Raw genomic sequence first — 25,651 nt, 5'->3', positions numbered from 1 at the left:
CGGAGCCGGCCCGTGTGCTCGATGTCAGCGAGGCGTCACGCCTCCGACAGCAGGCGCGCACAGCGGATCAGACCGATGTGCGAGTACGCCTGCGGGTGGTTGCCGAGTGACCGCTCGGCGATCGGGTCGTACTGCTCGGGAAGCAGACCCGTCGGGCCCGCGGCGTCCACGAGCTGTTCGAACAGCTCCTCGGCCTCGGTGCGCCGTCCGGTGAGCAGATAGGACTCGATCATCCAGGCCGCGCACAGGTGGAAGCCGCCCTCACCACCCGGGAGGCCGTCGTCGCGGCGGTACCGGTAGACGGTGGAGCCGCTGCGCAGCTCGGCCTCGATGGCGGTGACCGTCGCCTGGAAGCGCTCGTCCTGCGGGTCGAGCAGCCCCGACAGCCCCACGAACAGCGACGCGGCGTCCAGGTCCGTGCCGTCGTAGGCCGTCGTGAACGCCTGCACCTCGGCGTTCCAGCCGTTGGTCAACACGTCGTCGGCGATCTCGTCGCGCAACTCGACCCAGCCGGTGGGCACCGGGCGGCCGTAGACGTCGGCCAGCTTGATGGCGCGGTCGAGTGTCACCCAGCACATGACCCGCGAGTAGACGCGGTGGCGGGGGACGTGCCGTTCCTCCCAGATGCCGTGGTCGGGCTCGGACCAGCGGCGCGTGACGGCCTCGGCCATGGCCCGCACCATCTGCCAGTCCTCGTCGCGCAGCTCGCCACGCGCCTCGGCCAGCGTCACGACGAGTTCGACGACGGGGCCGAACACGTCGAGCTGCACCTGGTGGTTGGCGAGGTTGCCGACCCGCACCGGTCGCGAACCCTTGTAGCCGGGCAGCGAGTCGATGACGGCCTCGGCGCCGAGCTGCGTGCCCGCGAGCGTGTACAGCGGGTGCAGGCGTTCCGGGCCCGCGAGTGTCGACAGCACTCCGTGCAGCCAGCGGAGGAAGCCTTCCGCCTCCTCCAGCGAGCCGAGCGTCACCAGCTCGCGCACGGTCATCGCGCCGTCGCGAATCCAGCAGTAGCGGTAGTCCCAGTTGCGGACACCGCCGATCTCCTCGGGCAGCGAGGTCGTCGCCGCCGCCATCACGCCACCGGTGTCGGCGTCGGTGAGGCCGCGCAGGGTCAGCGCGGACCGGGCCACGAGCTCGGGTTCGACCTGCGGGAGCTTCAGCGTGGTGGCCCACTCGCTCCAGTACCGGCCCGCGCGCTCACGGCGTTCGGTCTCGGACAGCTCGTGTGGGCCGAGGTCGGTGGTCCCGCAGCGCAGTTCGAGGACGACGGGCTTGTCGCGTTCGGGCGTCACCAGGGCGCTGGCCGTGTCGTGCAGGCCGTCGCTGGTGATCTCCCACTGCACGCCGGGGGAGCGCAGGACGAACGGCTCCGAGGTGCCGAGCACCCGCAGGCCGTCCTCCTCACGCAGCAGTCGCACGGGCACACCGCCGAACTCCGGCCGCGGCGCGAACACGACGGACGCCGTGGTCTCGCCGCTGATGACGCGCACGAGGTCGGTGCGGTGCGGAGCGCTCTCCGGCTCCAGGTAGTCGGTGACGAGCAGGCGCGACCAGCGGGTCTCCACCGTCATCGTGTTGGGGAGGTAGCGCTGGCCGAGCGGAAGACCGTTGCGGTGCGGCTTGATGGAGAAGTGTCCCGCGCTCTCGCCGCCGAGGAGGTCGGCGAACACCGCCGGGGCGTCCGGGCCCGGGTGGCACAGCCACGTGAGCTTGGCGTCCGGCGTCACCAACGCCACCGACCGTTCGTTGGCGAGCATCGTGAGTCGCTCGATGGGCGGAGCCTGCTGGCCGTACAGCCAATTGCGGCGTTCCTCCAGCAGGAACGCCAACATCGTGGCGACGTCCTCGGTGTCGCCGATGCGGAACTCGGCCGCCGTGTCGCCCTCGCCGACCTTCACCCCGAGGTCGGGGCCGGTCAGCCGCGCGAACGCCTTCTCGTCGGTGACGTCGTCACCCACGAAGATGGTGGCGGTGGCACCGGCCTGGTGTCGCAGCGTGTCGAGCGCGCTGCCCTTGTCGGTGCGCACCACGGCGAGTTCGACGACTTCCTTGCCGTCGGTGGTGGTGACGCCGTCCCACGTGGCCGGGCCTTCGTGGACGGCCGCCACGACCTTCCGGGCCGTCTCGCGGTCGGCGCGCCGGACGTGGACCGCGACGCTCGCGGGCTTGACCTCCAGTGCCGCGCCCTCGACCCCGTCGATGATGCGGTTGAGCTCGGCCTCCAACCGCCGGTGCAGTTCGCGCGCCTCCGGTTCGAGCGCGTGCACGAAACCGATGTCGAACTCGGAGCCGTGGCTTCCGACGAGATGGATCTCGGCGGGCAGCCGCGACAGGATGGCCAGGTCGCGCAACGCGCGGCCGGAGATCACGGCACACGTCGTCTCGTGCAGTGACGCGAGGGACCGCAAGGCGCCCACCGACTCCGGACGGGCTCTGGCCTCGTCCGGGTTGGTCGTGATGGGGGCAAGCGTTCCGTCGTAGTCGCAGGCGACCAGCAGGCGCGGCGTCCGGGCGATCTGCACGATCGCACGCCGCAGCTCAGCAGGCAGGGCCTCGGCGGTCAACACTCCTCCTCGGGGAGTTGAGCAGCGGTCTGGGGAGAAGGTCAGGCGGCCGCTTCCGTTCCGAGGGCTTCGAGGAACGAGCGCGCCCACCTGTCGACGTCATGCGTCAGAACCTGGCGACGCAGGGCGCGCATCCTACGCCGACCTTCTGCGGGGTCGAGCGTAATAGCTCGCTCGAGTGCGTTCTTCACCCCGTCCAGGTCGTGAGGGTTGACCAGAAAGGCGCTGCTCAGCTCGGCTGCGGCTCCCGCGAACTCCGACAGGACGAGCGCTCCGCCAAGATCGTGACGGCAGGCCACGTACTCCTTGCAGACGAGGTTCATGCCGTCCCGCAGCGGGGTCACCACCATGACGTCGGCGGCGGAGAAGAACGCCGCGAGTTCCGACCGGTTCACCGACTGATGCAGGTAGTGCACCGCGGGGTGACCGACCCTGGCGAACTCGCCGTTGATGCGGCCGACCATCTGTTCGATCTCGCTGCGCATCTGTTGGTAATGCTCGACGCGTTCACGGCTCGGGGTGGCGAGCTGGACGAAGGTGACGTCGTCGGGTTTGACGCGGCCTTCCTGGAGCAGTTCGTGGAACGCGGCGAGCCGGAGGTCGATGCCCTTGGTGTAGTCGAGCCGGTCGACGCCGAGCAGGACGGTCTTCGGGTCGCCGAGTTCGCGGCGCACCTGTCGCGCCCGTTCCTGCACGGGCTTGCTGCGCGCCAGCGAGTCGAGGCCCGCGGCGTCGATGGAGATCGGGAACGCCCCGACCCGCACGGTCCGGTCGCCGACCTGCACCATGCCGGGCCGCGAGCGCACACCCACCGAACCGCGACTCGGTTCGAGGCCGATGAGCTGGCGGGCGAGCCACAGGAAGTTCTGCGCACCGCCCGGCCGGTGGAAACCCACGAGGTCGGCGCCGATGAGGCCCCGCACGATCTCGGCCCGCCACGGCAACTGCATGAACAGCTCCACGGGCGGGAACGGGATGTGCAGGAAGAAGCCGATGCGCAGGTCGGGCCGGATCTCCCGCAGCATCGTGGGCACGAGCTGGAGCTGGTAGTCCTGCACCCACACGGTGGCGCCCTCGCCCGCCACGGCGGCACTCGCCTCGGCGAAACGTCGGTTGACGCGCACGTAGCTCTCCCACCAGCCCCGGTCGAAGACCGGCCTGGCCACCACGTCGTGGTAGAGCGGCCACAGCGTGGCGTTGGAGAAGCCCTCGTAGTAGTCGCGGACGTCCTCGGTGGTCAGGGTGACCGGGTGCAGGACGAGCCCGTCGTCGCTGAACTCGTCGACCTCCACGTCCGGTACGCCGGGCCAGCCGACCCACGCGCCCTTGCGGGAGCGCAGGAACGGCTCCAGCGCCGACACGAGCCCGCCCGGGCTCTGCGTCCAGCGCTGGCTGCCGTCCGCGGTGCGTTCGAGGTCGACCGGTAGCCGGTTGGCGACGACCACGAACTCTGCTCGTGCGTTCGACCGTGGGATGAACGTCGGGTTCGAGGAAAGCTCCGAGAAAGGCGCGGAAGGCATGCTCAAACAGTAACTCTCACCGGCTATTCCAGCGGGCGGCCAGTGTTCAGGGGGCCTGCCATCCGCGGCCCGGCGAGCTTGCGTTCGAGCCGCCCGAGCCCGGTCTTCACGGGCTGCGCCAACCACTCGCCGAGCACCACCCCGGCCGCGAGTGCCAGGCCGATCGCCGCCGCGGACATCAGAATCTTGATGTCGCCGTTGGCGACCAACTGGGACATGCCTCGGTAGGTCGAGAAACCCGGGAGCAGGGGCGTGATACCGGACACCGCGACCACGAGTGGCGTCACCTTCAGGCGCCGCGCGAGCACACCACCGCCGAAACCGACGAGGGTCGCGGCGATCGACGCGGCGATGATCTGGTTGTAGCCGGCGAGGCTCAGTGCCCCGTAGGCGCCCGCACCGACGGCACCGGCCACGGCCGCCACGGCCATCGGACGCACCTTCGAGTACGAGGCCAGCGCGAAGCACGCGGCCGCGCCCGACCCGGCGACCATCATCACCGGCAGCGTCAGCGGCGAGGCGGTGGGCGTCGTCGGCACCGGGGTTCGGGTCGCGCCCAGTTCGGCGGCGAGACTGATCGCGGCACCCACCCCGGTGATGAGCCCCGCACTCATGATCACGACTTCGAGCGTGCGTCCCGATGCGGTCACGTAGTAGCCGGTGATCGCGTCCTGCACGGCGGAGACGGTCGACAGCCCCGACAGCAGCACCGTCAGGGCGGCGGCCACGACGAGTGTCGGTCTCTCCAGTTCGAAGACCTCGATGTTGACGATGGCGATGGCCGAGAGCGTGGCGATGAAGCCACCCACCACCTGCTGGAAGAAGAACGGCAGCGCGCCCTTGTTGAGCAACCTGCCCACGCGGTCGACCACGGCGCTGATCAGGAAGGAGATGAGCGGCAGCCAACCACCGCCGCCGAGCAGCAGGGTGATGAACGCGGCCATGCCGCCCCAGGCGAGGGTCGACACCCACCGCGGGTACGGATGTTCGGCGTTCGTGAGCCGCGACAGCTCCGTGTACGCGTCCTCGGGGCTGATCCGACCCCGGATCAACTGCTGGACGAGCCGCTCGGCGTCGGACAGTCGGGTGTAGTCGAGGCTGCGCGAGCGCACGACCCGCAGCGCCGTGACCGGCGGAAGGTCGCTGCCTCGCAGACAACTCACGGTGATGGACGTGAAGATGACGTCCACCTCGCAGTGTGGGAGGCCGAGAGCCCGGGTCAGCGTGAGGATGGTGGCCGTGACGTCGGAGGCGCCCGCTCCGCTGGCCATCTGGACCTCGCCGATGCGGGTGACGAGATCCAGGACCATGTGGACGGTCGCTTCGTCCGGCAGCTCCGGTCCGATGGCGGCGTCCTGCAACGGCTCGACCGCGGGCAGCTCGCCCGTCGGTGGCTCCAGGATGTGCCAGGCGCGTTGCCGGATCTTGCGGCCCGGTTGTTTCTCGGCGCGTTTCTCGGTCTGTTCGTCGGCTGGTGCTTCCAGGATCTGCCACGCGTGACGGCGCTTGGGTGCGGCCGCACGAGCGCGCGGCTTCAGCTTCATCTCCACCTCCTTGGAAGTCCAGCTGATTCCTCCCGGGAGAGCATCGGCAGCGCGGCCTCGACCGTTGCACCCCGAGGGTCGTGGCGTATACCACATCGTTGTCCGAACGTGACCTCGATCCACGGTAGTCGCGCGAGGGGCTCGCAGCATCGACCGGACGTCGTGCAGGTGCCCGCTGTGGCGCAGATCGCGCCGGATATAGTGAGGCCGGGCCCACGCGCTTTCGGGCGAGGGGCAGGCCGGCATAGCTCAGCTGGTAGAGCATCTGTCTTGTAAACAGAGGGTCGCAGGTTCGAGTCCTGTTGCCGGCTCCATCGACACCGAGGAACGTCACGCGATTTCCGGGTAGTGACTTCCCATTCATCCTGCGGCGCCGTACCTTCTTCACGGCGTCGCACCCGTTTTCGGTCGCGCTTCGCGTTCGGCCGGTGACCAGGCGAGTTTGTTGCGATCCAGTGGGTTGCGCGCGGGTTCCGCGCGTGGATTCCTCCCGTACAGTCGGGTTCTGATGTCCTCTTCACCGAGGAGTCGACAGTGAACGCGGCTTACGATCACCCGACTCGCGAGTCGTCGAACGGCGCTCAGACAGGGGCCAACGGCGCGCAGGCGAGGACGCCCCAGCCCGGCGACTGGGCGCACGTGCAGCTGATCGGGGAGCTGTCGCGGCAGCTCACGGGGTCGCTGAACGTCCGGCGCACCGTGTTTCGAGCACTCGACTTCGCCGTACCCCATTTCGGCGACTGGGCCATGCTCGCGTTCTTCGACTCCGACAGCGTCTCCGTCTACTCCCACGACCGCCACGCCCGCGTGGCCGGTCCCGTGCTGCTCGGTCGACTCGATCCGCGACTGGCGCTGGGCCGATTCCGGCGTCGGGGCGTGAGCCAGCGGTACGTGGCACCCCACGACGACGTGTGCGCCGTGCTCGGCGACCTCGTGCCCTCCACGCCGCTGCGGGAGGAGGCGGCCGCGCACCAGCCGTCGGCGGCACTCGCGGTGCCTCTCAACATCGGGGGCGCCACCAACGGGGTCTTCGTGGCGGTCCGCGGACCCGACACCGACGGCGGCGACTACAGCACCCACGACGTGCTCGCCGCCGAGGAGTTCGCACGTCGGGTGGCCGCGACCCTGGAATCGGCCCGGCTCTACGAGGAACGTCGCGAGATGGCCGACGCCCTGGAACAGGTGCTGCGGCCACCGGAGCTGCCGGAGTACCCGGGGGTGTACATGGCGGCGCGGTACCGGCCCGGACAGCAACGGTTGCGGATCGGTGGCGACTTCTACGACGTGCACGGCGACGCGGACGACTTCACCGTCGTCATCGGCGACGTCTGCGGCAAGGGCATCGACGCGGCGGTGTACACGAGCCTCGCCAGGCAGACGGTCCGGGCGGCGGCCTACTTCGATCGTTCGCCCGCCACCGTGCTCCAGGCGTTGAACGAGGTGTTGCGCCCGCAGATGTCCCAACGGTTCGTGACGGCGGCGTGCGTGCGGTTCCGGCGTCGCGCCGACGACGGCTCGATGACCGCCACGATGGCCGTGGCCGGACATCCTCCGCCGCTGGTGCTGCGTGCCGACGGCACCGTGGAGGAGCCGGGCGTGACCGGAACGGTCGCGGGCATCATCTCCGGTCTGTCGTACGTCGAGACCGACGTACGGCTCGGGGTGAAGGACACGGTGCTCTTCTACACCGACGGCGTCGACGAGGCGCGTGGTGAAGAGGGCTTCTTCGGGCACGACCGCCTGCGTGTCATGCTCCCCGAGTACGCGGGCGCGAGTCCGGCCACGGTCTGCGAGGCCGTGGAGCAACGAGTTCTGGAACATCTCGACAGTGCGGCACACGACGACATCGCTCTCATCGCCGTGCAGAACGGAACGTGATCATGTCCGCGTCCACGACGGCGCACGGCGCCGACTTCCGCGACGACACCGTCGACTTGTTCGATCGCTTCGAGCAGGCGCTCTCGGAGGGCAACGCCTCCACGGCGCTCGCGCTCGTGGACCGGGCGCTCGACGACGACGCCGACCCGGTCTCCCTGCTGTGCGACGTGATCACACCCGCGCAGCGGCGCATCGGTGAGCGGTGGCAGAACGCCGAATGGTCGGTGGCGCAGGAACACATCGCGACCGGTATCTCCCTGGCCGCAGCCGAGGCCGTCGCGAGACGAGTCAGGTCGCTGCCGTTGACGAAGGGACGCGTCATCGTGGGCTGCGCCGAGCGTGAGTGGCACGCGCTCGCCGCGATGGTGGTGGGCACGTCCCTGCGGTCCCGTGGCTGGCACGTGACGTTCCTCGGTGCCGCGACACCCGCCGAGCGCCTGTACTCCTACCTGTACCAGGTGGAGCCGGACGTGGTGGCCGTGAGCTGTTCCGTGGCCGGGGGCCTGCCGAGCACTCGCCGGGCCATCGAGTCGGCGACCACGGCGGGGATTCCCGTGCTGGCGGGTGGGAGCGCGTTCGGGACCGACGCGCACCGCGCGCGGGTGCTCGGCGCCACGGCGTGGGCGTCGACGTTGCCGGAGGGACTCGACCTCGGCGAGGACCTCCCCCCGACGGTCGAACCCGCACCACCCCTGCCGCAGGACGTCGTCTCGGAACAGCGCACTCTCGACACCGAGCACCACAGCCTGGTGCGGAGCGTCGCCTCCCGGTGGGAGCCCGCCGGGACCGTCGGCGACGGCGACATCGTCAGCGACACCGACCTGAACCTGGTGATCCGCGACTGCGTGGAACAACCTTTCCGCGCGCTCGAAGGGGCCCTGCTCACCGCCGACGGCCGCCTCGTGCGGGAGGTGGCCCAGTGGGTCCTCGCCGTGTTGACGGCGCGGTCGGTCGCGCCGTCCGCGGTCGACTCGCTGCGCTCGGAGGTGCTCGGCGTCGTACGGTCGCTGCCGCGGGCACACGCGCTGGTCGAGGAGCACTGGCCCGTCCCGGCGAGCGACGCCGCGTGAGCGGGAACCGGCCCTGTCTCGTATCCCGGTCGGCGTGACAGGATCTCGGACGTCAGGAAGTCATCCGAACGAGAGGAAGAACTGTGACTGCCGCATCGCGGGACGTGGAAGCCTTCTACTCGACCGCCGACGTCGTGGCGAAGCTGCGCCGGCTGGCCGACGCGCTCGAAACCGACAAGCCCTTCCGCATCCAGATCGCCGGTGAGCGCATCCGGGTTCCCGCGCGGGCCCGGTTCTCGATCGAGCACGAGCGCGGTGACGGCGAGGAGGAGATCGAGTTCCAGTTGAAGTGGACGATCGAGGACGCCGACTCCGCCGCTGAGGATTCCGAAGACGACGCCGCCGACGCCGCCGACGCCGACAAGTCCGTCGTCTGAGCTCGACGGGCCACGCGCCGCCTCAGCGGTGAGGCACGGGGCGGCCGTGGGTTCGCGCGCGAGTCACTTCCAGGCCGTTCGCACCTCGGTGTAGACGAGTTCGTCCGAGTCCTCGTCGCGGTGGTGGATCAGCCACACCGGCGGTTCCTCGTCGGGGATGCCGTACAGGTATCCGCCGTCGTCACAGGTGTAGCTCAGGTGGAGTTCCTCGCGGATCTCCCTGACCCCGAACACCTTCACGCACTGCGTGCCGTCGGCGAGTTCGAGTGCCCAGTGCGGGTCCACGTCGTCCCACGGCAGGCCGTAGACGCCGGTGTCGTCCGCGACGTAGATGCGGGTCAGGTCGGTCTGGTCGGGGGCGGCGAGGCACACGGCGACGGTGATGACGCCGAGCTTGCGCAGCTCGTCGTGCGCGACCAGGCGGCGTCCCACGTCCGGTTCCGGCACGAAGCACGGGTCCATCGCCACGGACGTCTCGGTGGCGAAGCAACGACGGGCGAGGTCGTTGTCCGGGCTCAGCACCGAGGGCACGCACCTGCCGGACACCTCCTGCTCGACGCGCAGGCCCGGCTTGAGGTCACCGTCGGGCTCGAATGGCTGCATCGTGACCGTGCGGGTCTCGGTCACCGGTGGAGGCGGAGCGTCGTCCGCGGGGGAGCCGCAGGAGGCCACCACCGCGGCGAGCAGCGCTGCAGCGAGCGCCGAGCGACCGCGCCGTGTGTGGAGCACAGCGACCTGCCCCTTCCTGCCGAGCCCGGGTACCGTCAAGCCTGTCCCGAGCGTAATCGGCTGACTTCGTGCCCCGACCAAAGGGAGGAACGCGGTGCTCGACCTGCTTCTCCGCGACGTACGAGCCCTGACCCTGCGCGACGACCGACCGCGGGCTCACACCGTGGGCGTGTCGGGAGGCCGCATCGTCGGCGTGGACGACGAGGTGGCCGGACTGTCCGCCGCGACGGTCGTCGACGGCGGGGGCGCCGTGCTCGCCCCGGGGTTCGCCGACGCCCACAACCACATGGTCTGGTACGGCCTGTCGCTGGCCGAGTTGGACCTCTCGGTGTGCCGGAGCCTCGACGAGCTGTACGACACCGTGGCGGCGCGGGCGGCGCAGTTGCCGTCGGACGCGTGGGTGGTCGGGTCGCAGTACGACGACTTCGTGCTCGGGGGGCATCCGTCGCGGGAAGCGCTGGACCGTGCCGGTGGCGGGCGGCCCGTGTGGCTCAAGCACCGGTCGGCCCACATGTGCTCGGTGAACAGCGCCATCCTCGCGCAGGCGGGCATTCTCGACGGCACGGCCGTGGTTCCCGAGGGCGGCGTCGTGGAGCGGGACGACTCGGGCGAGCCGACGGGACTGCTGGCCGAGCAGGCTCAGCAGCTCGTGGACGCTCTCGTCAAGCCGTATCCGGTGGAGGAGCTCGCCCAGGCCGTCGCGCGGGCGGCGAAGGTGTACGCCGCCGAGGGGCTCACGCACGTGACCGAAGCGGGCATCGCGGGCGGGTGGATCGGCCACAGCCCCGCCGAGGCGGCGGCCTACCAGCTCGCCCGGCAGCGAGGCGACCTCACCGTGCGGGTGGAGTTGATGCCCGCCGCCGAGACCCTGCATCCGCTCGTGGAGGACCTCGTGGGCCTCGATCTCGGGGTGCGCTCCGGGTTCGGCGACGATTTCCTGCGGATCGGCCCGATGAAGATCTTCACCGACGGAGCGTTGAGCAGCCGGACCGCCGCCGTCACGGAACCGTTCGAGGGGGACGGCGGGCTCGGCGTCCTCGGTGACGACCCCGAGGTGCTTCGCAGGCGCATCCTCGACGCGCACCGCAGCGGCTGGCGGGTGGCCGCGCACGCGATCGGCGACCGCGCGATCGACCTGACGCTGGAGGCGTTCGAGCAGGCCCAGCGGGAGTTCCCGCGGCAGGGAGTCCGGCACCGCATCGAGCACGCGGCCATGGTGCGGCCGGACCAGTTGCCACGCCTCGCCGCGCTCGACGTCGTGCCCGTGCCCCAGGCCCGATTCCTGTACGAGATCGGCGACACCATGTTCAAGTCGCTGGGCGAGTCCCGGGTGCCGTGGTTGTACCGGCACCGCTCGTTCCTCGACGCGGGACTGCGGGTGCCCGGCAGCTCCGACCGGCCGTGCGTGGGCAACGGCGCTCCGCTGTCGGGCATGCGCAACATGGTGGAGCGCACGACGAGCGGGGGTGTCGTGCTGGCCGAGAACGAGCGGGTGGACGCCACCGAGGCGTTGCGGGCCTTCACCACGCACGCCGCGTACGCGGCGGGGTTGGAGAACCGGCGGGGCCGGATCGAGGCGGGCATGGACGCCGACCTCGTGCTGCTCGACGACGACCCCACCTCCGTGCCCACGTCGGCCATCGACGGCATCGGGGTGCTGGCGACGTTCGTCGCGGGCGAGGCCGTGCACGGCGGCGAGTCGCTCACCTACGCGAAGCGGGCCGACTGAGTCCTGAGCCGCTCCGGGGGCCACGGCGGCCCCCGGAGCGGTCTCGCGCCGACGAACTCGCGGAACCCGGTTGCGCCGCCTCGCCGACCCGGCTGAGATGGGCCGCGTGTCGACTACCGAGGTGAAGGAGATCGTGCCGGTGCGTGACAGAACGCGAGAATTGATCGACGCCATCGACTCGCAGCACGAGAATCTGGCCAAGGCCGCCGAGCTGGTGCTCGACGCGGTGAACGGCGACGGCATCGTGCACGCGGCGGGAGCGGGTCACTCGTTGGCGATGGTGTGCGAGACGTTCTACCGGGCCGGTGGTCTCGCCGCGGTGCGGCCGATGTGGGACCCGGAGGTGCTCCCGTTGACGGGCGCGCTGCGCAGCTCCGCGGCCGAGCGAGTGCCCGGTCGAGGGCGGGCGCTCGTCGAGAAGTCCGACATCCGCCAGGGTGACGTGGTCGTGGTGTTCTCCACCAGCGGGCGCAACCCGTACCCCGTCGAGATCGCGCAGGCCTCGCTCGCGCGCGACGTCCCGGTGATCGCCGTGACCTCCACGGCAGCGTCGGCCGCCGCGGCCGACCGCAGCGGTGGAACCCGCCTGGCCGACCACGCCACGGTGGTCCTCGACACCCACGTTCCCCCCGGCGACGTCGTGTACCCGGCCTCGGCGCCACGCACGTCCGCCGTGTCCACGGTGGCGGCCGCCTACGTCTGGTCGGCGCTGCTCGCCGAGTTGGCCGACCTCGCCGACGAGCGTGGCGTCGACCTGCCACTGTGGACCAGCGCGAACGTGCCGGGCGGTGACGAGCGCAACGTCGAACTGGTGGCCCGCTACGGCGACCGTATCCCCGAACTGTCCGCCTGAGCGGCCTGAGTCGTCGTGACCCCGGCTGTCCGTCGAGCCGCGTCGTCGGCGGTCTGTCGGGCGGCCGGTGTGCGAGCCGGCGCGAGGCAGGGTGTCGCGCTCAGGGTTCGAGCCGGGCGACGGCCGACATGCCCGACAGCTCCAGCACTCTCCGGGCGGGTGTGCCCACGGGCGCGGCGATTCGGCACTCGGTCTGGAGCAGCCGTAGCCGCTCGGCGAGCGCGAAGAGGATGCGCAGTCCCGCGCTGTCGATGTAGGCGAGCCCGCCGAGGTCGATCTTCACGGCGACCAGGCGGTTGTCGATGGAGGCGAAGATCTTCTCGCGAACCAGGTCGCTGTTGGACAGGTCGATCTCGCCCGTGAGCAGGATCTCGACCGTGTCGGCGTGCGTGCGGACCTCGACGTTCGCCTCGGTCATCCAGTCTCGCCTTCGGAAAGTCGTTTGCGCAGGATCACGCACGTGCCCGACGGGTCGTGAGCGATCGAGACGTCGTCACAGAGCTGGCGCATGAGCTGCGTGCCCCTGCCACGGTGTTGGCCTCGGGCGGCGCGCCAGGTGCCCGTGTCGCAAATCCCGATCTGGACCTCCTGGTCGTGCGCCTCGAGTTGGATCTCCACCTTACCGCCCTGCGGGCCGTAGGCGTGCTCGATCGAGTTGGCCACGGCCTCGCCGACGGCGATGAGCAGATCGGCCACGTCGTCCTCGGAGGCGCCGACGTTGGGCAGCCATCGGCGGAGTTCGGAGCGGACGTCGGCGAGGGCCTCCGGCACGGCGTCGATTTCGAGGTCCAGTTTGTTCGGTGCGGTGGGCAACTGCCTCCGCACGGCGAGCGCGGCGATGTCGTCGGCCGGGACCTCCGAGCCGACGAGCTTGCTCATCACCTCGGCACACAGCAGATCCGCGGGGCCGGTACGAACGGCCTCGCACAGCTCCTGCAGCCCGTCGTCAAGCGAACGGCCCCGACGCTCCACGAGTCCGTCGGTGTAGAAGAGCAGACTCGCCCCCAACGGAATGGGGACCCGGACGGTGTGGCGGCGCTGCGGGGCGGAACTCACGCCGATCGGAGCGTCGATCGACGCCTCGTCGACGAGGCGACTCGGCTCGCCGTCCGCCGCGACGACCGGCGGGAGATGCCCGGCGAGCGACAGGTGCACCGCGTCCAGGGAGGGCTCCCACATCGCGAAGGCGATGGTGGCCATCGTCTCGGGCTCGAAATGGCGGACGTGCCGGTCGACCTTCGTCAGCACCTCGGCGGGGTCGTCGCTGTCGAGCGCGTGCGCACGCACCGCGGTACGCAGTCGACCCATCACCATCGCGGCGGGCAGGCCCCGGCCCACCACGTCGCCGATGGCCATGCACAGCTGTCCCGACGGCAGCGTGAACACGTCGTACCAGTCACCGCTGATCTCCAGGCGCTCACCGGGCACGTAACGCGATCCGAAGTCGAGGCCCGGAATCCGGGGCAGCTCACTCGGCAACAACGAACGCTGCAACGTCGTCGCGGCGTTGCGTTCCGTGGCGGTGAGCTGACTGCTGAGGTGGATCGCGATGCGGTCGGCGGCGACGCGCAGCCACTGGACGTCGGACTCGTCGAACTCGCGGTCACGCAACGTGCCGACGTGGAGGATGCCGAGCAGATGCCCCTCGGCGAGCAACGGAACACCGGCCAGCGTGCGAATGCCCTTGCGCCACAGCAGCGGGTTGACCACCGTGTCCGCGCTGACGTCGTTGATGAGGTGCGGACGGAGTTCGGCCGCGATCCGGCCCGCGAAACCCTCACCGACCCGCACGCGCACGCCCTGGCGCACTTCCTCCTCGATTCCGGAGGACGCGGTGGCGACGAGGTGCTGTCCGGCGTCGTCGAGGAGAAGAATGGTGGCCGTGTCGGCGTCGAGGTTTTCCCGAACACGGTCGAGAAGAACCTGAAGCACGTCCTCCACCTGCAGATGTGCGAGGTCGGAGTCGGTGACCGTCTCGATACGACGCAGGCGGTCTTCGGCTCTGTTCTTGTCGACCGCCCGTGGCATAGAGGCGAGCATAGTCCTCGGGTACGCCGATGGCAGCCTCGGCAAACGTGACACGGCGCGCGTTGGTGTTGGCACACACCCGCCGACCCGAAAGGATCGGACGATGGTCACGAGCCGTTACGAGAACATCACCGTCGACACGCCTGCTGCCGAGGACCAGACCTTCCGTGCTTTCGTCGCTGTTCCGGACCAGTCACCGGCACCCGCCGTGGTGCTGTTCCAGGAAGTCTTCGGCGTCAACGACAACATGCGGGAACTCGCGCTCCGGTTGGCCGACAACGGGTTCCACACCGTGGTGCCGGACATGTTCTGGCGGTTGCAGCCGGGCTTCGAACGCGACGAGTCCGGGCTCGCGGAAGGTATGGAACTCGCGTCGCGGCTGGATTTCGACCTCGCGGTGGTGGACATGACCGCGACGTTGGCCCACGTGCGTGCCACGCCGGAGTGCTCGTCGCGCGTGGGGGCCGTCGGTTTCTGTCTCGGCGGCACGCTCGCGTATCTGTTCGCCACGTCGGCACGCGTGGACGGGGCGGGGCCGGACGCGGCGGTGTCGTACTACGGCTCCGGCGTGCACGACCGATTGGAACTCGCGGGCGACATCGCCTGCCCCATGCTGTTCCACTACGGCGACGACGACCCGTACATCTCGCGGGCCCAGATCGCGGCGGTGGAGGCCGCCGTGGCGAACCGGCCCGACATCGCCGTGCACCACTACGCCGCCGGGCACGCGTTCTCGAACTTCGACGCGCCGTCGTTCCACGACCCCGACGCGGCGGACCTCGCCTGGGGCCGCACCCTGTCGTTCCTGCAGGACACCCTGACCTGACCGGCGTGTCCGCACCTTTCGCACGCATGCCCGCGTCGCAGGGCGCCGACATGCGTACGCAGGGTGCGGAAACGGGTGCGCAGGACGCCGACATGCGTGCGTGGGGCGAGGACACGCGTGGGGTCAGTTCGGGGTCGGTTCGGGATCACAGCGAGGGGCGGTCGTCGGCCAGGAGGGGTTCGAAGAGGTCGCCGAGGTCGTCGACGCGGTCGAGGACCTCGCCGGCCTCGAAGCGCAGGTCGTCCGGTCTGCGGCAGGATCGGACCTCGTCCCACTTCACCGGTGTGGAGACGGTGGGGGCCGGCCTCGCGCGCAGCGAGTACGGGGCGATCGTCGTCTTCTTCGGGTTGTTCTGGCTCCAGTCGATGAGCACCTTGCCGCCGCGCAGGTTCTTCGCCATGCGCGACACCACGAGGTCGGGGTGTGCGCTCTCCAGTCGCTCGGCGAGTTCCTTGGCGTACTCGCTGGTCCGTCCCGCCGAGCGGGTGCGGACGGGTGCGTAGAGCTGCAGCCCCTTCGACCCGCTCGTCTTCGGATAGGCGGTCAGCCCGTCCTCGGTGAGTTCGTCGCGCAGCCACGACGCCACCTCGCAGCACTCGACGATCGTGGCGGGCTCGCCGGGGTCGAGGTCGAAGACGAGCAGGTCGGGCGTGCGCTCGCCCCCTCGGGGGCCGACCTTCCACTGTGGAACGTGCAGTTCGATGCTGGCCAGATGAGCCGCCCACACCAGCGTGGGCAGATCCTGCACGAGCGCGAAGTCGGCGCTCTCCGCGCCCTTCGAGCTGCCCGGGGTCTCGATGCGGACCGTGCGGACCCAGTCGGGAGCGTGGCCGGAGACGTTCTTCTCGAAGAACGACTTGGCCTCCACGCCGTTGGGGTAGCGCTTCAACGTCAACGGCCGGTCCCTGACGTGCGGGAGCAGCACCGGGGCGACGCGGACGTAGTAGTCGATGACCTGCCCTTTGGTGAATCCGGACTCGGGGTAGAACACCTTGTCCAAGTTGGACATTCGAAGGCGGCGGCCTCCGACGTCGACGAGCGTGGGGGTGTCGGTCATCGGATCAGCTCCTCCGGGACTCGGTCGGGGCGCAGGCCACGCCAGGCGGGGGCGCGCAGCCTGCCGTCGTCGGTCCATGCCTTGAAGGCCACCTCGCCCACGAGCTTCGGGCTCACCCAGCGGGCCCCCGTGGCGCGGTCGCGCGGCAGCGGGGTGGTGAAGGGTGAGGTGCGCCGTTCGAGGCGGTGCAGCCGCGACGTCAGGGCGCGGAGGGAGTCGTCGTCGAAACCGGTACCGACCTGGCCGACGTAGTGCAGGCCGTCCGCGTGGGGCACTCCGAGCATGAGCGAGCCGAAGGTGTCGGCGCGTCGCCCCTCGCCGGGCCGCCAACCGCCGATGACGACCTCGATCGTCAGCAGGTCCGTGATCTTGAGCCAGGCGCTGCTGCGCTCGCCCGCCCGGTACGGCGAGTCGAGCCGCTTGGCGACGACACCCTCCAGCTCCTGCTCGGCGGCCGCGGTGACGACGGCGCTGCCCCCGCCGCGGAACCAGGGCGGGACCTGCCAGTGCTCGCCGCCCAGCTCCAGCCGATCCAGCAGGTCACGCCGCTGTCGGTACGGCAGGTCGAGACAGGAGTGCCCGTCGAGGTGGAGCAGGTCGAACACGAGGTAGGTGACCGGCACCTGCCGGGCGAGTCGCCGGGCGCGCTGCTCACCCGCCTGCATCCGGCTCTGCAGGGCGGAGAAGCTCGGCCGCCCGTCCCGGACGGCGACGATCTCGCCGTCCAGCCACACCTCGGTGGTGCCGAGCTGCTCACCCAGCGCGCGCAGTTCCGGGTAGGTGCCGCTGATGTCGTCGCCGCGCCGGGAGAACAGCGTCGCCCGGCCGCCCTCGACGCGGGCCAGCGCACGGACCCCGTCCCACTTGAACTCGTAGCCGAACGCCGCGTCGTCCTCGGGCAGTGTGCCCGCGACCGCGAGCATGGGCTTCAGCGAGCGCGGCAGCGCGGTCCGTTCGGGATCGTCGGGCGGGTCGGAGCGAATGACGTTCCACCCGTCGTCGTCCTCGCCCCGCGACCGGAAGAACACGTAGCGCCCGTGCACCCGCTCGCCGTGCAGGACCACCGACACCTCACGGTCGCTCCACTTGACCGTCTCGTAGCTACCGGAGTCCCAGATCGTCATGCGCCCCGCGCCGTACTCGCCCTTCGGGATCTCGCCGGAGAAGGTGGCGTAGTCGAGCGGGTGGTCCTCGGTGTGGACGGCCAGCCGCACGGTGCCCGGTTCGGCGGGCAGCCCCTTGGGCACGGCGAACGACACGAGCACGCCGTCGCGTTCCAACCGGACGTCCCAGTGCAGCCTGCGGGCGTGGTGTTCGTGGATGACGAACCGCTCGCCCGGACCGGGTTCGGGCTCGTCGGCGGGCAGTGGCTCGGGGGTCCGGCCCTTCCTCCGCTTCGCCCGGTACGGGTCGAGTCGAGACGTCATGGCCGCCGAGTACCCGGCGGACGTCGGGAGAATGCCGGGCGACGGCGCCGAGAACGCGATCAGCCGGGCACGGCGGGGGCCGTACCCGGCTGATCAGCAGGGGAGTCGAGAGGTCAGCCGGTGACCGACTCGACGACCACTTCCGCGCTGCCGACGCGCAGGTCGTCGGCGGTGCGCACGGCGAGGACACCGCGCAGGACGCGGCCCTCGCCCGGGTCGGCCTTCGCCGTCACCGTGGCGGGCACGGTCCACGTGCTGCCGGTGGGGCGCTCCGCCTGCTCGTCGGTGACCTCGACGTCGCCGAGGCCGTCGAGCGCGTAGGCGTCGAGGTAGTCGTACTCGGTCGTCCCGGACGGGACGGAGTACGCGTCGATCTCGATGCGCCAGGTGCCGGCCTTCGGGTCGGCCACCGTCACCGACTCCGCCGAGTCGCCGTTGGCGGAGTAGTCCGCCAGCTCGCACGAACCCGACGTGCAGTCGTAGACGAACAGGTCGAGGTCCGCGCCGCCGTCGGAGGTGTTGCCGATGGTGGCGGTCAGCGACGTCGCGCCCTCGGGCACGACGACGTCGTAGGACTTCACCTCGCCGTCACCGATGCTCGGGCGCTCCTTGCGGGCACTGTCGAGCGGGACGCCCGTCAGCGCGCCGGTGAAGCCGCCCAGCGTGTTGGTGACCGTGTACTCGCGCGACACGGGCTCGTTCAGCGCGGCCTCCGGCAGCACGTCCGGGTTCGGCTCCACCGCGGCGCCCTGCACCTCCATCGACAGCGACCAGTCCGAGGTCGCCGCATCGGACGTCCGGCGTGCCTCGACGACGATCTCCCACACGCCCGGCATGGGGTCGGTGACGGTCCGGCTGGTGGCCGTGCCACCCGCGCAACCGCCGCCCGCGTCGGGGTTGAAGCAGTTCGTCGACGCCGTCGAGTCGACGGGGATGCCGGTGGGGTCGTAGCGGAGGAAGCGGACCTGACCGGCGCCGGAGTCGCCACCCGCGCGCATGTCGATCTTCAGCGACGCGGTGCCCTCGGGCACGCGCACGAACGTGCTGGTGACCTGGTTGCGCCCGACGGTGCCCGACGCCTCGGCGGTGAAGCCGTTCTCCTCGGCGAAGTCCAGGGCGGCGAACACGACGTTCATGGTCTGGACGTCGTAGCCGACGGTGCGACGGTCGTCGAGACGCAGCAGCGCCGAGTGCACGCCCGCCTTCTTCGGGTCGACCTTCACGTCGAACGTCACCGGCTTGTTCAGCGGCAGGCTCACGTTCTTCTTGGACGAGAACGTGCCGTCATTGCCGACCCAACTGACGCGGTAGTTGACCGGCTGCTTCGAACCACTGGTGCGCGTCAGCGTGTAGGTGCGGGTGTAGCTCTCCCCGACCCGCACGCCCTCGCGGTCGTGGATGCCGACGCCGGTGTTCGGAGTGGACAGTTGGTGCGACAGCACCGTGTTGACCTCGACGGAGGTCGTGACGGTCGCGTGCTCCTTGCTCCGCAGCACGTCGAGCGCGCGGATCGTGTCGATGAGACCGGCACCCTGCGCGTAGGCGGGGATGTCGTCCACGAACCGCGCGGTGGAGGTCATGGCCGACCGCAGCACCGACGCGTCGGGCCGCTTGCCGTACAGCGACTTGTAGGCACTCACCAGCAACGCGGCGGAGCCCGTGGCCTGCGGAGCGGCCATCGAGGTGCCGTTCAGCATGCTGTAGCCCGGGGGCAGGTCGTACGTGCCCGGCACCGGGCCGCCCGGCTGCCACCGCGGGGTGGGTGCGATCGCGGAGCCCGGCGCGACGAGGTTCGGCTTGAACCCGCCGTCCTCACGCGGGCCGCGTGACGAGAACGGGTGCAGGCTCTCCTTGGTCGCCGACTCGGAACCGTAGTTCGCCAGCCACGTGGCCTTGCTGATGTAGGAGCCGACACTCACCGCGTCGGTGGCCACCGACGGGTCGCCGACCGAGTTCGCGCCGGCACCGCTGTTGCCCGCCGAGATGAAGAGCTGCACGTCGTAGGTGTCGATGATCCGGTTGTACAGCTCGGCGCGGGCGTTGTTGCCGTCGTTGAGGGCGGGCAGCCCGCCGATCGAGATGTTGACGACGTCGGCGCCGTTCTCGGCCGCGTAGATGACGCCGTCGACGAGCCCGCTCGACGTGCACGACGGGGTCGACAGGCACGCCTTCACCGACATCAGCTTCGCGCCGGGAGCCGCACCGTCCATCTTGCCGCCGAACAGGTCGTTGCCCGCCGCGATGCCCGCGACGTGCGAGCCGTGCGCGCCCGCCGCCAGGCCGATGTTGACGTAGCCCTCCTGGTCGGTCTGCACCACGAACGCCATGCGGTCGACGACGTCGGTGTCCGGGTCGTCCTCGCCGAAGTAGCCGACGTCGTAGTCGACCTTGTAGTCGCGCATCGGCTTCTCGTTCGTGAAGTCACCGTCACCGTCGAGGTCGACGCGCACTTCCTTCGTGGCGGTGTCGAGCAGCACACCCCAGCTGTCCTCGCGGTCGCCGTCGCGGTTGACGTCGCCTTCCAGCTCGCTGGTGCCCGAGCCGAGGTCCTGGGCGGTCTCGCTGAACACACCGAAGGTGAATTCGCCCTCGGGCGCGGTCCACTCCCGACCCGCGGCCGTGAACGTGCCCGAGTAGGTCTCGTCCGACATCGTGACCCACGTGCCGTCGCCCGAGTCTGGGGAGTTGGCCGTGTACCAGTCGACGATCTTGCGCTTGCCCGTGCTGGTCTTGGCCAGCGCCGGGTGGTCGAGGTCGATCCCGGTGTCGAGGATCGCGATGGTGGTTCCCCGACCGTCCCAGAACGGGAACAGCTCGCTGAACTGGGCCGCCTTGGTGTCCTGCGTCGGCAGGTACGGGTTGCGCTTGGGCGTCTTGGCGTCCGGAGCGGGCTGCGGAATCGGGTCGGTCGCGCCCAGCGGTTCCGGCTCGTCCCTGGCGATCAGCCCGTCGACGTCGACCGCCTTCACCGAAAGAAGCTTCTGCGCCTGCTCCGCCGCCTCGATCGGGACGGTGACCTTCAGGTAGTCGAGCTCGGTGTCGGTCTTGCGCACCTTGCCGCCCAGCGAGGCCAGCTCGCTCTTGGCGGCAGCCGTCTTGCCGGACTCGGCGGCGACGAGCAGGGTGACGGTGGACCGGCCTTCCTTCTCGGCCTGCTCCAACAACATCCGGTCCTCGCGGTCGAGCTCCTGACCGGGCTCCGACTGCGGCGGGACCTCCTGCTCACCGGAAGCCTGGGGCACCCCGAGCCCCATCACCGCGACGGCACTCACCGCCGTGGCGACGCCTATCCGTCTCATCCAGGGTTGTCTTGCCACTAGGTGACCTCCCACGAAAGTTTGGATCGATCATCCTCAGCGGACTCACAGACGTTTCACATCCGGACGTTCCGGTTCGAAAGTCCCGACTTTCGTAGGGGGTGGCGCGTACGATCCGCGTTCGAGACGGGGGTCTTGATCACGCGGAGTGCTCGGTCGGGAAGACTGGTCGCACCGATGTTCGACCGTGTTCCCCGACCGACGGCTGGAGGTCTTCGGCTCTCATGATGGGTCGCACCCATGCGTTGACCGGGTGGTGCGCCGGCCTGGCGGTGGCACCCTTAGTGGGAATCTCCACGCTCTCCCAGGCGGTCGTGTTCGCCGCGACCACCGCGGGCTACGCGTTGTTGCCGGACCTCGACCACCCGGGCGCGCGGGCGTCGAAATTGCTCGGGCCCGTGACGGGTGCGCTGTCGTGGCTGCTCCGCCACGCCTCGGCGTCGCTGTACAAGGTGACGAAGGGGCCCCGGGACGAACGGAAGAAGGGCGCCCACCGGCATCTGTCGCACACGCTGCTCTTCGCGTTGCTGCTCGGTGGCCTGACGGCCTGGGGCACATCGGTGGGCGGGCCGTGGGTCGTCGTGGGTGTCGTGGTGTTCGGGCTGTTGCTCGCCGAGGACGCGCTCGGCGACTGGCTGCTGCCCGTGGCGTGCGGGGCGGTGGTGTGGTGGGTCGTCGAGAACAGTCCCGACGTACTCACGCAACTCGACTCGGTGTCAGGGCTGCTGGGCATCGCGGTGGCACTCGGGTGCTTCACACACTGTCTCGGCGACGCGCTGACGGAGTCGGGTTGTCCCTTCCTGTTCCCCATCCCGATCGCGGGCGAGACGTGGTACGAGCTGCGCCCGCCGAAGAAGCTCCGGTTCAGCACCGGGACCAAGGTCGAGACGGCCATCCTGTTCCCGACGTTCGTGGTCCTCGGCGTGCTGTTGATCCCCGGGGTGTGGCCGGCGTTGGTGAACTTCGTCGCCGACGTGCTGAACCAGAAGTACCTGTGAGACACGACGATGCCCCGGTGGCCGTGGGCCGTGCCGGGGCATCGTCGGGCGTGCGGAGGGCGTGAGAAGCGAGTCGTGACTCGCTTCGGTCAGTCGATCTCGGCCTGGGCGGCTTCGGCCTCGATCTCGCCGACGGCGGCGCCGGTCGCGTCAGCGGCGGCACCCTCGGCCTCGTACGAGGCCCAGTCGACGTCCACGGACACGCCCTTGTGCTCGTCGCCCTTGTCGTGGCGGGCCTCGCCGGAACGCTGGTGCTTGCCGTCCACATCGGCCTCGAACTCGGCGTGCAGCGCCTCGCTCTCGATCTCCTCGACCTCGGCACCCTGGTAGGTCGCGGAGGCGTACTCGGCCTCGTAGGAGGCCCAGTCGATGCTTCCTTCGACCTCGTCGGCGGCGGCCACACCGGCCACGCCGAAGGCGAGCGGGAAAGCCAGGGCGGCGGCGACGAGACCGCGACGAACGTTGCGCATGAGTTGTCCTTCCTTCTCCGGTTCAGCGAGTGGTCACGAAGCCCGACTCCGCCTACCCGCGGACCGGCCGTCGTAGTGCCGGTTTCAGGCCACCGGAGGACGCATGTCCCCGGGTCGGGTGCGCATACGAGAAGGTGTCCCGGGACAAGCTCCCGGGACACCTTTCAGGACGTGACGAAGAGGATCAGTCCTGCTCGGCGTGGAAGGACGCGGCTCCCACGCTGCCGGCGGCGGCACCGAGCGGGCCGGCGGCAGCGCCGCTCGCCTCGAAGGCAGCCCAGTCGACCTCGCCGCTGTCGCCGTTCTTGTCCTTGTGCTTGTCCTCGCCGCCCCTGGCGTCGTGGCGGGAGTCGCCGTGCTTGCCCTTCTTGTGGTCGTCGTCGCCGTTGTCGGAGTACGAGGCGTGGAACGCCTCGCTCGCGATGTCGCCGGCAGCGGCGCCCCACGGGCCGGCCACGGCGAAGCTCGCTTCGTACCCGGCCCAGTCGACGCTGCCTTCGCCGTTGCTCTCTCCGGCAGTGGCGACACCGGCGAAGCCGAACGCGAGCGGCAGGGCGAGGGCGGAGGCGACCAGTCCGCGACGAACACTGCGCATGAGTTGTTCCTTTCTCCGGATTTCCAGGGATGGGGCAGAGGCAGAAGGCCTCGACGTGTGTGCTACCCGGTGCCCTGGGCACTAAGCGGCGGCGCGGTGCTCGAATTCGGCAATCACCGATGTGAGGTAGCGCGAGATCTTCGGAGCTCGAAAGGAACGACAAAGGCAACGGCGCACACGGCGGTGCCCCGGGAAAACGGCCCGGGGCACCGTGCACACCGTGGAACAGGGGAGAAGGTCAGTTCTTCTCGGCGTGGAAGGACTCCGCCTCGACGTCCCAGGCGATGGCGCCCTGGTAGCTGGCGGCAGCACCCTCGTCCTCGTAGGCGGCGTAGTCCACCTCGCCGCTCACGGACTCGTGCTTCTTCTTGTCGCAGCCCTTGTCGCCCTTGTCGTCGGAGCGCTTGTCGCCGTGCTTCTGGTCCTTCTTCTTGTCCTCGTGCTTCTTCTTGTCCTTGGTGACTTCCTTCGCGAAGTCGGCGTGGAACGCCTCGGCCGAGACCTCGCCCGCGAAGGCGCCCTCGGGACCCGCGACGGCGATGCTCGCCTCGTACTCGGCCCAGTCGACGCTGCCCTCGGTGTTCTCCCCGGCGGCGGCCACACCGGCGAAGCCGAACGCGAGCGGGAAGGCGATGGCAGTGGCGACCAGTCCGCGACGAACGCTGCGCATGAGTTGTTCCTTTCTCCGAATGATCACAGGCGTGTAGCAGGCACGAAGCCTCGAGACCTGCTACCCGGCAGCGGTTTCGTGCAATCGGGAAATAGGGAGTGGTGCAGATCACGTAGCCGGATCGACGGAATGGAATTCAAGTGGAAACGGTGCAATTCCTGGGGAAGGAGAAATGGTGTGACACCGGGTCGTGTCGCCACTCCGCGTGACGGTGATCGACACGATTCTCGAACGGGCTGTGGACCGTGGTTCCGTCGAGTCGTGCCGTGCCCGGCCCAGCGCGGGCGGGCACGCGGTGTGCACAGCGTGGTCGGGTCGGGCCCCGGCGTCGTTTATGGCCGTGGACCCGGAGGTACCCCGCCGGGGAGGAGGAGCCATGTCCTACCGGACCAGCGGACTGCATCACGTCACCGCCATCGGCGGCGACCCGCAGCGCAACGTCGACTTCTACCTGCGCACGCTGGGGCTGCGGCTGGTGAAGACGACCGTGAACTTCGACGACCCGGGCACCTACCACCTCTACTACGGCAACGAGGACGGCCGTCCCGGCACACTGCTGACGTTCTTCCCCTGGTCGGACGCTCCGCGAGGACGCTTGGGAACCGGGCAGGCCACGGCGACGGCGTTCTCGGTGCCGGAGCACTCGCTCGGCTGGTGGCAGCGACACCTTCGGCGCGCGGGGGTGTCGACGGGCGAAATCCTCCACCGGGACGATGAGGACGTCCTGCCGTTCCGCGACCCCGACGGGCTGTCGCTGGCGCTCGTCGCGCACGAGCAGGGTGACCCGCGTGCCCCGTGGGACACGCCGATGGTGCCCGCCGAGCACGCCGTGCGGGGCCTGCACTCGGTGACGTTGTCGGTGAACCGGGAGGACGCGACGGCCGGGATGCTCACCGAAGGGCTCGGCCTGCACTTCGCCCACGAGGAGGGCAACCGGTTCCGATTCGTCGCGGGCGACGGTGGCCCCGGCGCGACCGTGGACGTCCTCGTGACGCCGGACGCGCCCCGGGGTCTGGTCGCGGCGGGCACCGTCCACCACGTGGCGTGGCGGGCTCCCGACGAGTCGACCCAGGCCGCGTGGCGGGAGGAGCTGCTCGACCGCGGCGTCGGAGTCACGTCGATCATGGACCGGCAGTACTTCCGTTCGATCTACTTCCGGGAACCGGGAGGGACGCTGCTGGAGCTCGCCACCGACCAGCCGGGCTTCACGGTCGACGAGCCGTTGCTGGAGTTGGGGCGGGCGCTGAGGTTGCCGCCTTGGCTGGAGCCCGACCGGGAGCAGATCGCCGCCATGCTGCCGGAGCTGGACCTTCCGCGTGAGAACAACCCGGTGAGCGCATGACCGATCTGACGTTCGAGCACGAGTTCGTGGAGGGCAGCGCCGGGGCTCCGGTCCTGTTGCTCCTGCACGGCACCGGGGGAAGCCCGACGGACATCCTGTCGCTGGGCAAGGAACTGTGTCCGGCCTCGCCCATGATCGCTCCTGCGGGCCCGGTGTCGGAACACGGGGCGGCACGGTGGTTCCGTCGGCACGCCGAGGGAGTGTTCGACACCGAGGACGTCGTCCACCGGGCAGGTCAGTTGGCCGACTTCGTGACGGAGGCGCGGCACCGCTACGGCCTCGACGGGCGTCGGCTCGTGGCGGCGGGATTCTCGAACGGCGCCAACATCGCGGCGGCCACCGTTCTGCTGCGCCCCGACGTGCTCCGCGAGGCGGTGTTGTTCGCGGCGATGCTGCCGATTCCCGAGCCGCCTCGGCACGATCTCACGGGCACGCGGGTGTTGATGGCGAACGGGCGACACGACCCCATGGCCCCGTTGGTGCCGGCGCAGGAACTCGCGGCGGCGCTGCGGGAACGCGGCTCGGACGTCACCGAGCACTGGCACAGCGGCGGGCATCAGATCACCGTCGACGGCATGGCCGCGGCGAAGGAATGGCTGGGGGCTTGAGGAGACGTCACTGCGGCGAACGGGTGATCGTGGGGTCGGTCAAGGG

General features: G+C 70.1%; 21 protein-coding genes and 1 tRNA gene. 10 read left to right on the top strand and 12 right to left on the bottom strand.

Going from position 1 to position 25,651, the window contains the following annotated elements:
* Positions 1 to 35: 35 nt before the first annotated feature.
* Genes otsB through JAV51_RS02250 form a run of 3 tightly spaced genes read right to left on the bottom strand, consistent with a single transcriptional unit; the run spans position 36 to position 5,631 of the window.
* On the bottom strand, positions 36 to 2,567 hold the full coding sequence (gene otsB / locus JAV51_RS02260) for a trehalose-phosphatase (protein ID WP_197318885.1): 2,532 nt from the start codon (positions 2,565 to 2,567) through the stop codon (positions 36 to 38).
* 41 nt (positions 2,568 to 2,608) lie between these two features.
* Entirely contained in the window at positions 2,609 to 4,087 is a 1,479-nt protein-coding gene (locus JAV51_RS02255) for a trehalose-6-phosphate synthase (protein WP_197318884.1), read from the bottom strand.
* 23 nt (positions 4,088 to 4,110) lie between these two features.
* Positions 4,111 to 5,631 carry a threonine/serine exporter ThrE family protein gene (locus JAV51_RS02250; protein ID WP_197318883.1) on the bottom strand — a complete coding sequence of 507 codons (1,521 nt, stop codon included), beginning with the start codon at positions 5,629 to 5,631 and terminating at the stop codon, positions 4,111 to 4,113.
* Positions 5,632 to 5,869: 238 nt separating this feature from the next.
* On the opposite strand from JAV51_RS02250, the gene JAV51_RS02245 reads away from it, so the two are divergent.
* From JAV51_RS02245 to JAV51_RS02230, 4 genes are all read left to right on the top strand, one after another.
* Positions 5,870 to 5,945: transfer RNA gene (locus tag JAV51_RS02245), tRNA-Thr, on the top strand.
* Positions 5,946 to 6,165: 220 nt separating this feature from the next.
* A complete protein-coding gene (locus tag JAV51_RS02240; RefSeq protein ID WP_197318882.1) occupies positions 6,166 to 7,509 on the top strand; it encodes a PP2C family protein-serine/threonine phosphatase in 1,344 nt (447 codons plus the stop codon).
* 2 nt (positions 7,510 to 7,511) lie between these two features.
* Positions 7,512 to 8,579 (top strand): B12-binding domain-containing protein, encoded by a 1,068-nt coding sequence (locus JAV51_RS02235; protein WP_197318881.1) that lies wholly within the window; start codon positions 7,512 to 7,514, stop codon positions 8,577 to 8,579.
* 83 nt (positions 8,580 to 8,662) lie between these two features.
* The gene (locus tag JAV51_RS02230; RefSeq protein ID WP_197318880.1) at positions 8,663 to 8,956 is read left to right on the top strand and encodes an amphi-Trp domain-containing protein; all 294 of its coding nucleotides are present in this window, start codon (positions 8,663 to 8,665) and stop codon (positions 8,954 to 8,956) included.
* A gap of 63 nt (positions 8,957 to 9,019) precedes the next feature.
* Here JAV51_RS02230 and JAV51_RS02225 read toward each other — a convergent pair whose 3' ends face one another.
* Positions 9,020 to 9,724 carry a hypothetical protein gene (locus JAV51_RS02225; RefSeq protein WP_231641054.1) on the bottom strand — a complete coding sequence of 235 codons (705 nt, stop codon included), beginning with the start codon at positions 9,722 to 9,724 and terminating at the stop codon, positions 9,020 to 9,022.
* A 55-nt stretch (positions 9,725 to 9,779) separates the two neighbouring features.
* Here JAV51_RS02225 and JAV51_RS02220 point away from each other — a divergent pair, with 55 nt between their 5' ends.
* Complete coding sequence (locus JAV51_RS02220; protein ID WP_197318879.1) at positions 9,780 to 11,414, top strand: amidohydrolase; 1,635 nt, start codon at positions 9,780 to 9,782, stop codon at positions 11,412 to 11,414.
* Positions 11,415 to 11,553: 139 nt separating this feature from the next.
* Positions 11,554 to 12,267, top strand: coding sequence for an SIS domain-containing protein (locus JAV51_RS02215; protein WP_197318928.1), 714 nt, complete (start codon positions 11,554 to 11,556; stop codon positions 12,265 to 12,267).
* Positions 12,268 to 12,367: 100 nt separating this feature from the next.
* Here the strand turns inward: JAV51_RS02215 and JAV51_RS02210 are convergent, their stop codons facing one another.
* Positions 12,368 to 12,685 carry an STAS domain-containing protein gene (locus JAV51_RS02210; RefSeq protein WP_197318878.1) on the bottom strand — a complete coding sequence of 106 codons (318 nt, stop codon included), beginning with the start codon at positions 12,683 to 12,685 and terminating at the stop codon, positions 12,368 to 12,370.
* Entirely contained in the window at positions 12,682 to 14,295 is a 1,614-nt protein-coding gene (locus JAV51_RS02205; protein WP_197318877.1) for a SpoIIE family protein phosphatase, read from the bottom strand. Before JAV51_RS02205 ends, JAV51_RS02210 begins: the two co-directional genes overlap by 4 nt.
* 103 nt (positions 14,296 to 14,398) lie before the next feature.
* On the opposite strand from JAV51_RS02205, the gene JAV51_RS02200 reads away from it, so the two are divergent.
* Complete coding sequence (locus JAV51_RS02200; RefSeq protein ID WP_197318876.1) at positions 14,399 to 15,121, top strand: dienelactone hydrolase family protein; 723 nt, start codon at positions 14,399 to 14,401, stop codon at positions 15,119 to 15,121.
* Between the two features lie 145 nt (positions 15,122 to 15,266).
* Here the strand turns inward: JAV51_RS02200 and ligD (JAV51_RS02195) are convergent, their stop codons facing one another.
* From ligD (JAV51_RS02195) to JAV51_RS02185, 3 genes are all read right to left on the bottom strand, one after another.
* The gene (gene ligD, locus JAV51_RS02195; RefSeq protein WP_197318875.1) at positions 15,267 to 16,178 is read right to left on the bottom strand and encodes a non-homologous end-joining DNA ligase; all 912 of its coding nucleotides are present in this window, start codon (positions 16,176 to 16,178) and stop codon (positions 15,267 to 15,269) included.
* Positions 16,175 to 17,605, bottom strand: a complete 1,431-nt coding sequence (gene ligD, locus JAV51_RS02190; RefSeq protein ID WP_197318874.1) for a non-homologous end-joining DNA ligase — start codon at positions 17,603 to 17,605, stop codon at positions 16,175 to 16,177. Before ligD (JAV51_RS02190) ends, ligD (JAV51_RS02195) begins: the two co-directional genes overlap by 4 nt.
* A 113-nt stretch (positions 17,606 to 17,718) precedes the next feature.
* A complete protein-coding gene (locus JAV51_RS02185; protein ID WP_231641053.1) occupies positions 17,719 to 20,904 on the bottom strand; it encodes a S8 family serine peptidase in 3,186 nt (1,061 codons plus the stop codon).
* Between the two features lie 242 nt (positions 20,905 to 21,146).
* Here JAV51_RS02185 and JAV51_RS02180 point away from each other — a divergent pair, with 242 nt between their 5' ends.
* Entirely contained in the window at positions 21,147 to 21,920 is a 774-nt protein-coding gene (locus tag JAV51_RS02180) for a metal-dependent hydrolase (RefSeq protein WP_197318872.1), read from the top strand.
* Positions 21,921 to 22,009: 89 nt separating this feature from the next.
* On the opposite strand, the gene JAV51_RS02175 is transcribed toward JAV51_RS02180, so the two are convergent.
* The 3 genes from JAV51_RS02175 to JAV51_RS02165 all read right to left on the bottom strand — a co-directional run bounded on the left by JAV51_RS02175 (position 22,010) and on the right by JAV51_RS02165 (position 23,655).
* Positions 22,010 to 22,390, bottom strand: a complete 381-nt coding sequence (locus tag JAV51_RS02175) for a hypothetical protein (protein ID WP_197318871.1) — start codon at positions 22,388 to 22,390, stop codon at positions 22,010 to 22,012.
* 184 nt (positions 22,391 to 22,574) lie between these two features.
* Entirely contained in the window at positions 22,575 to 22,985 is a 411-nt protein-coding gene (locus JAV51_RS02170) for a hypothetical protein (RefSeq protein WP_197318870.1), read from the bottom strand.
* Between the two features lie 238 nt (positions 22,986 to 23,223).
* On the bottom strand, positions 23,224 to 23,655 hold the full coding sequence (locus JAV51_RS02165; RefSeq protein WP_197318869.1) for a hypothetical protein: 432 nt from the start codon (positions 23,653 to 23,655) through the stop codon (positions 23,224 to 23,226).
* A 376-nt stretch (positions 23,656 to 24,031) separates the two neighbouring features.
* Between JAV51_RS02165 and JAV51_RS02160 the strand changes: the two genes are divergently transcribed.
* Entirely contained in the window at positions 24,032 to 24,997 is a 966-nt protein-coding gene (locus tag JAV51_RS02160) for a ring-cleaving dioxygenase (RefSeq protein WP_197318868.1), read from the top strand.
* On the top strand, positions 24,994 to 25,605 hold the full coding sequence (locus tag JAV51_RS02155) for an alpha/beta hydrolase (RefSeq protein WP_197318867.1): 612 nt from the start codon (positions 24,994 to 24,996) through the stop codon (positions 25,603 to 25,605). The genes JAV51_RS02160 and JAV51_RS02155 overlap by 4 nt, the downstream gene beginning before the upstream one ends.
* Positions 25,606 to 25,651 lie beyond the last annotated feature (46 nt).

Source organism: Saccharomonospora sp. NB11 (genome assembly GCF_015910535.1).
Lineage (GTDB): Bacteria > Actinomycetota > Actinomycetes > Mycobacteriales > Pseudonocardiaceae > Saccharomonospora.
Note: the sequence above shows the minus strand (reverse complement) of the source record. Positions and strands in the feature narration are given on the sequence as shown.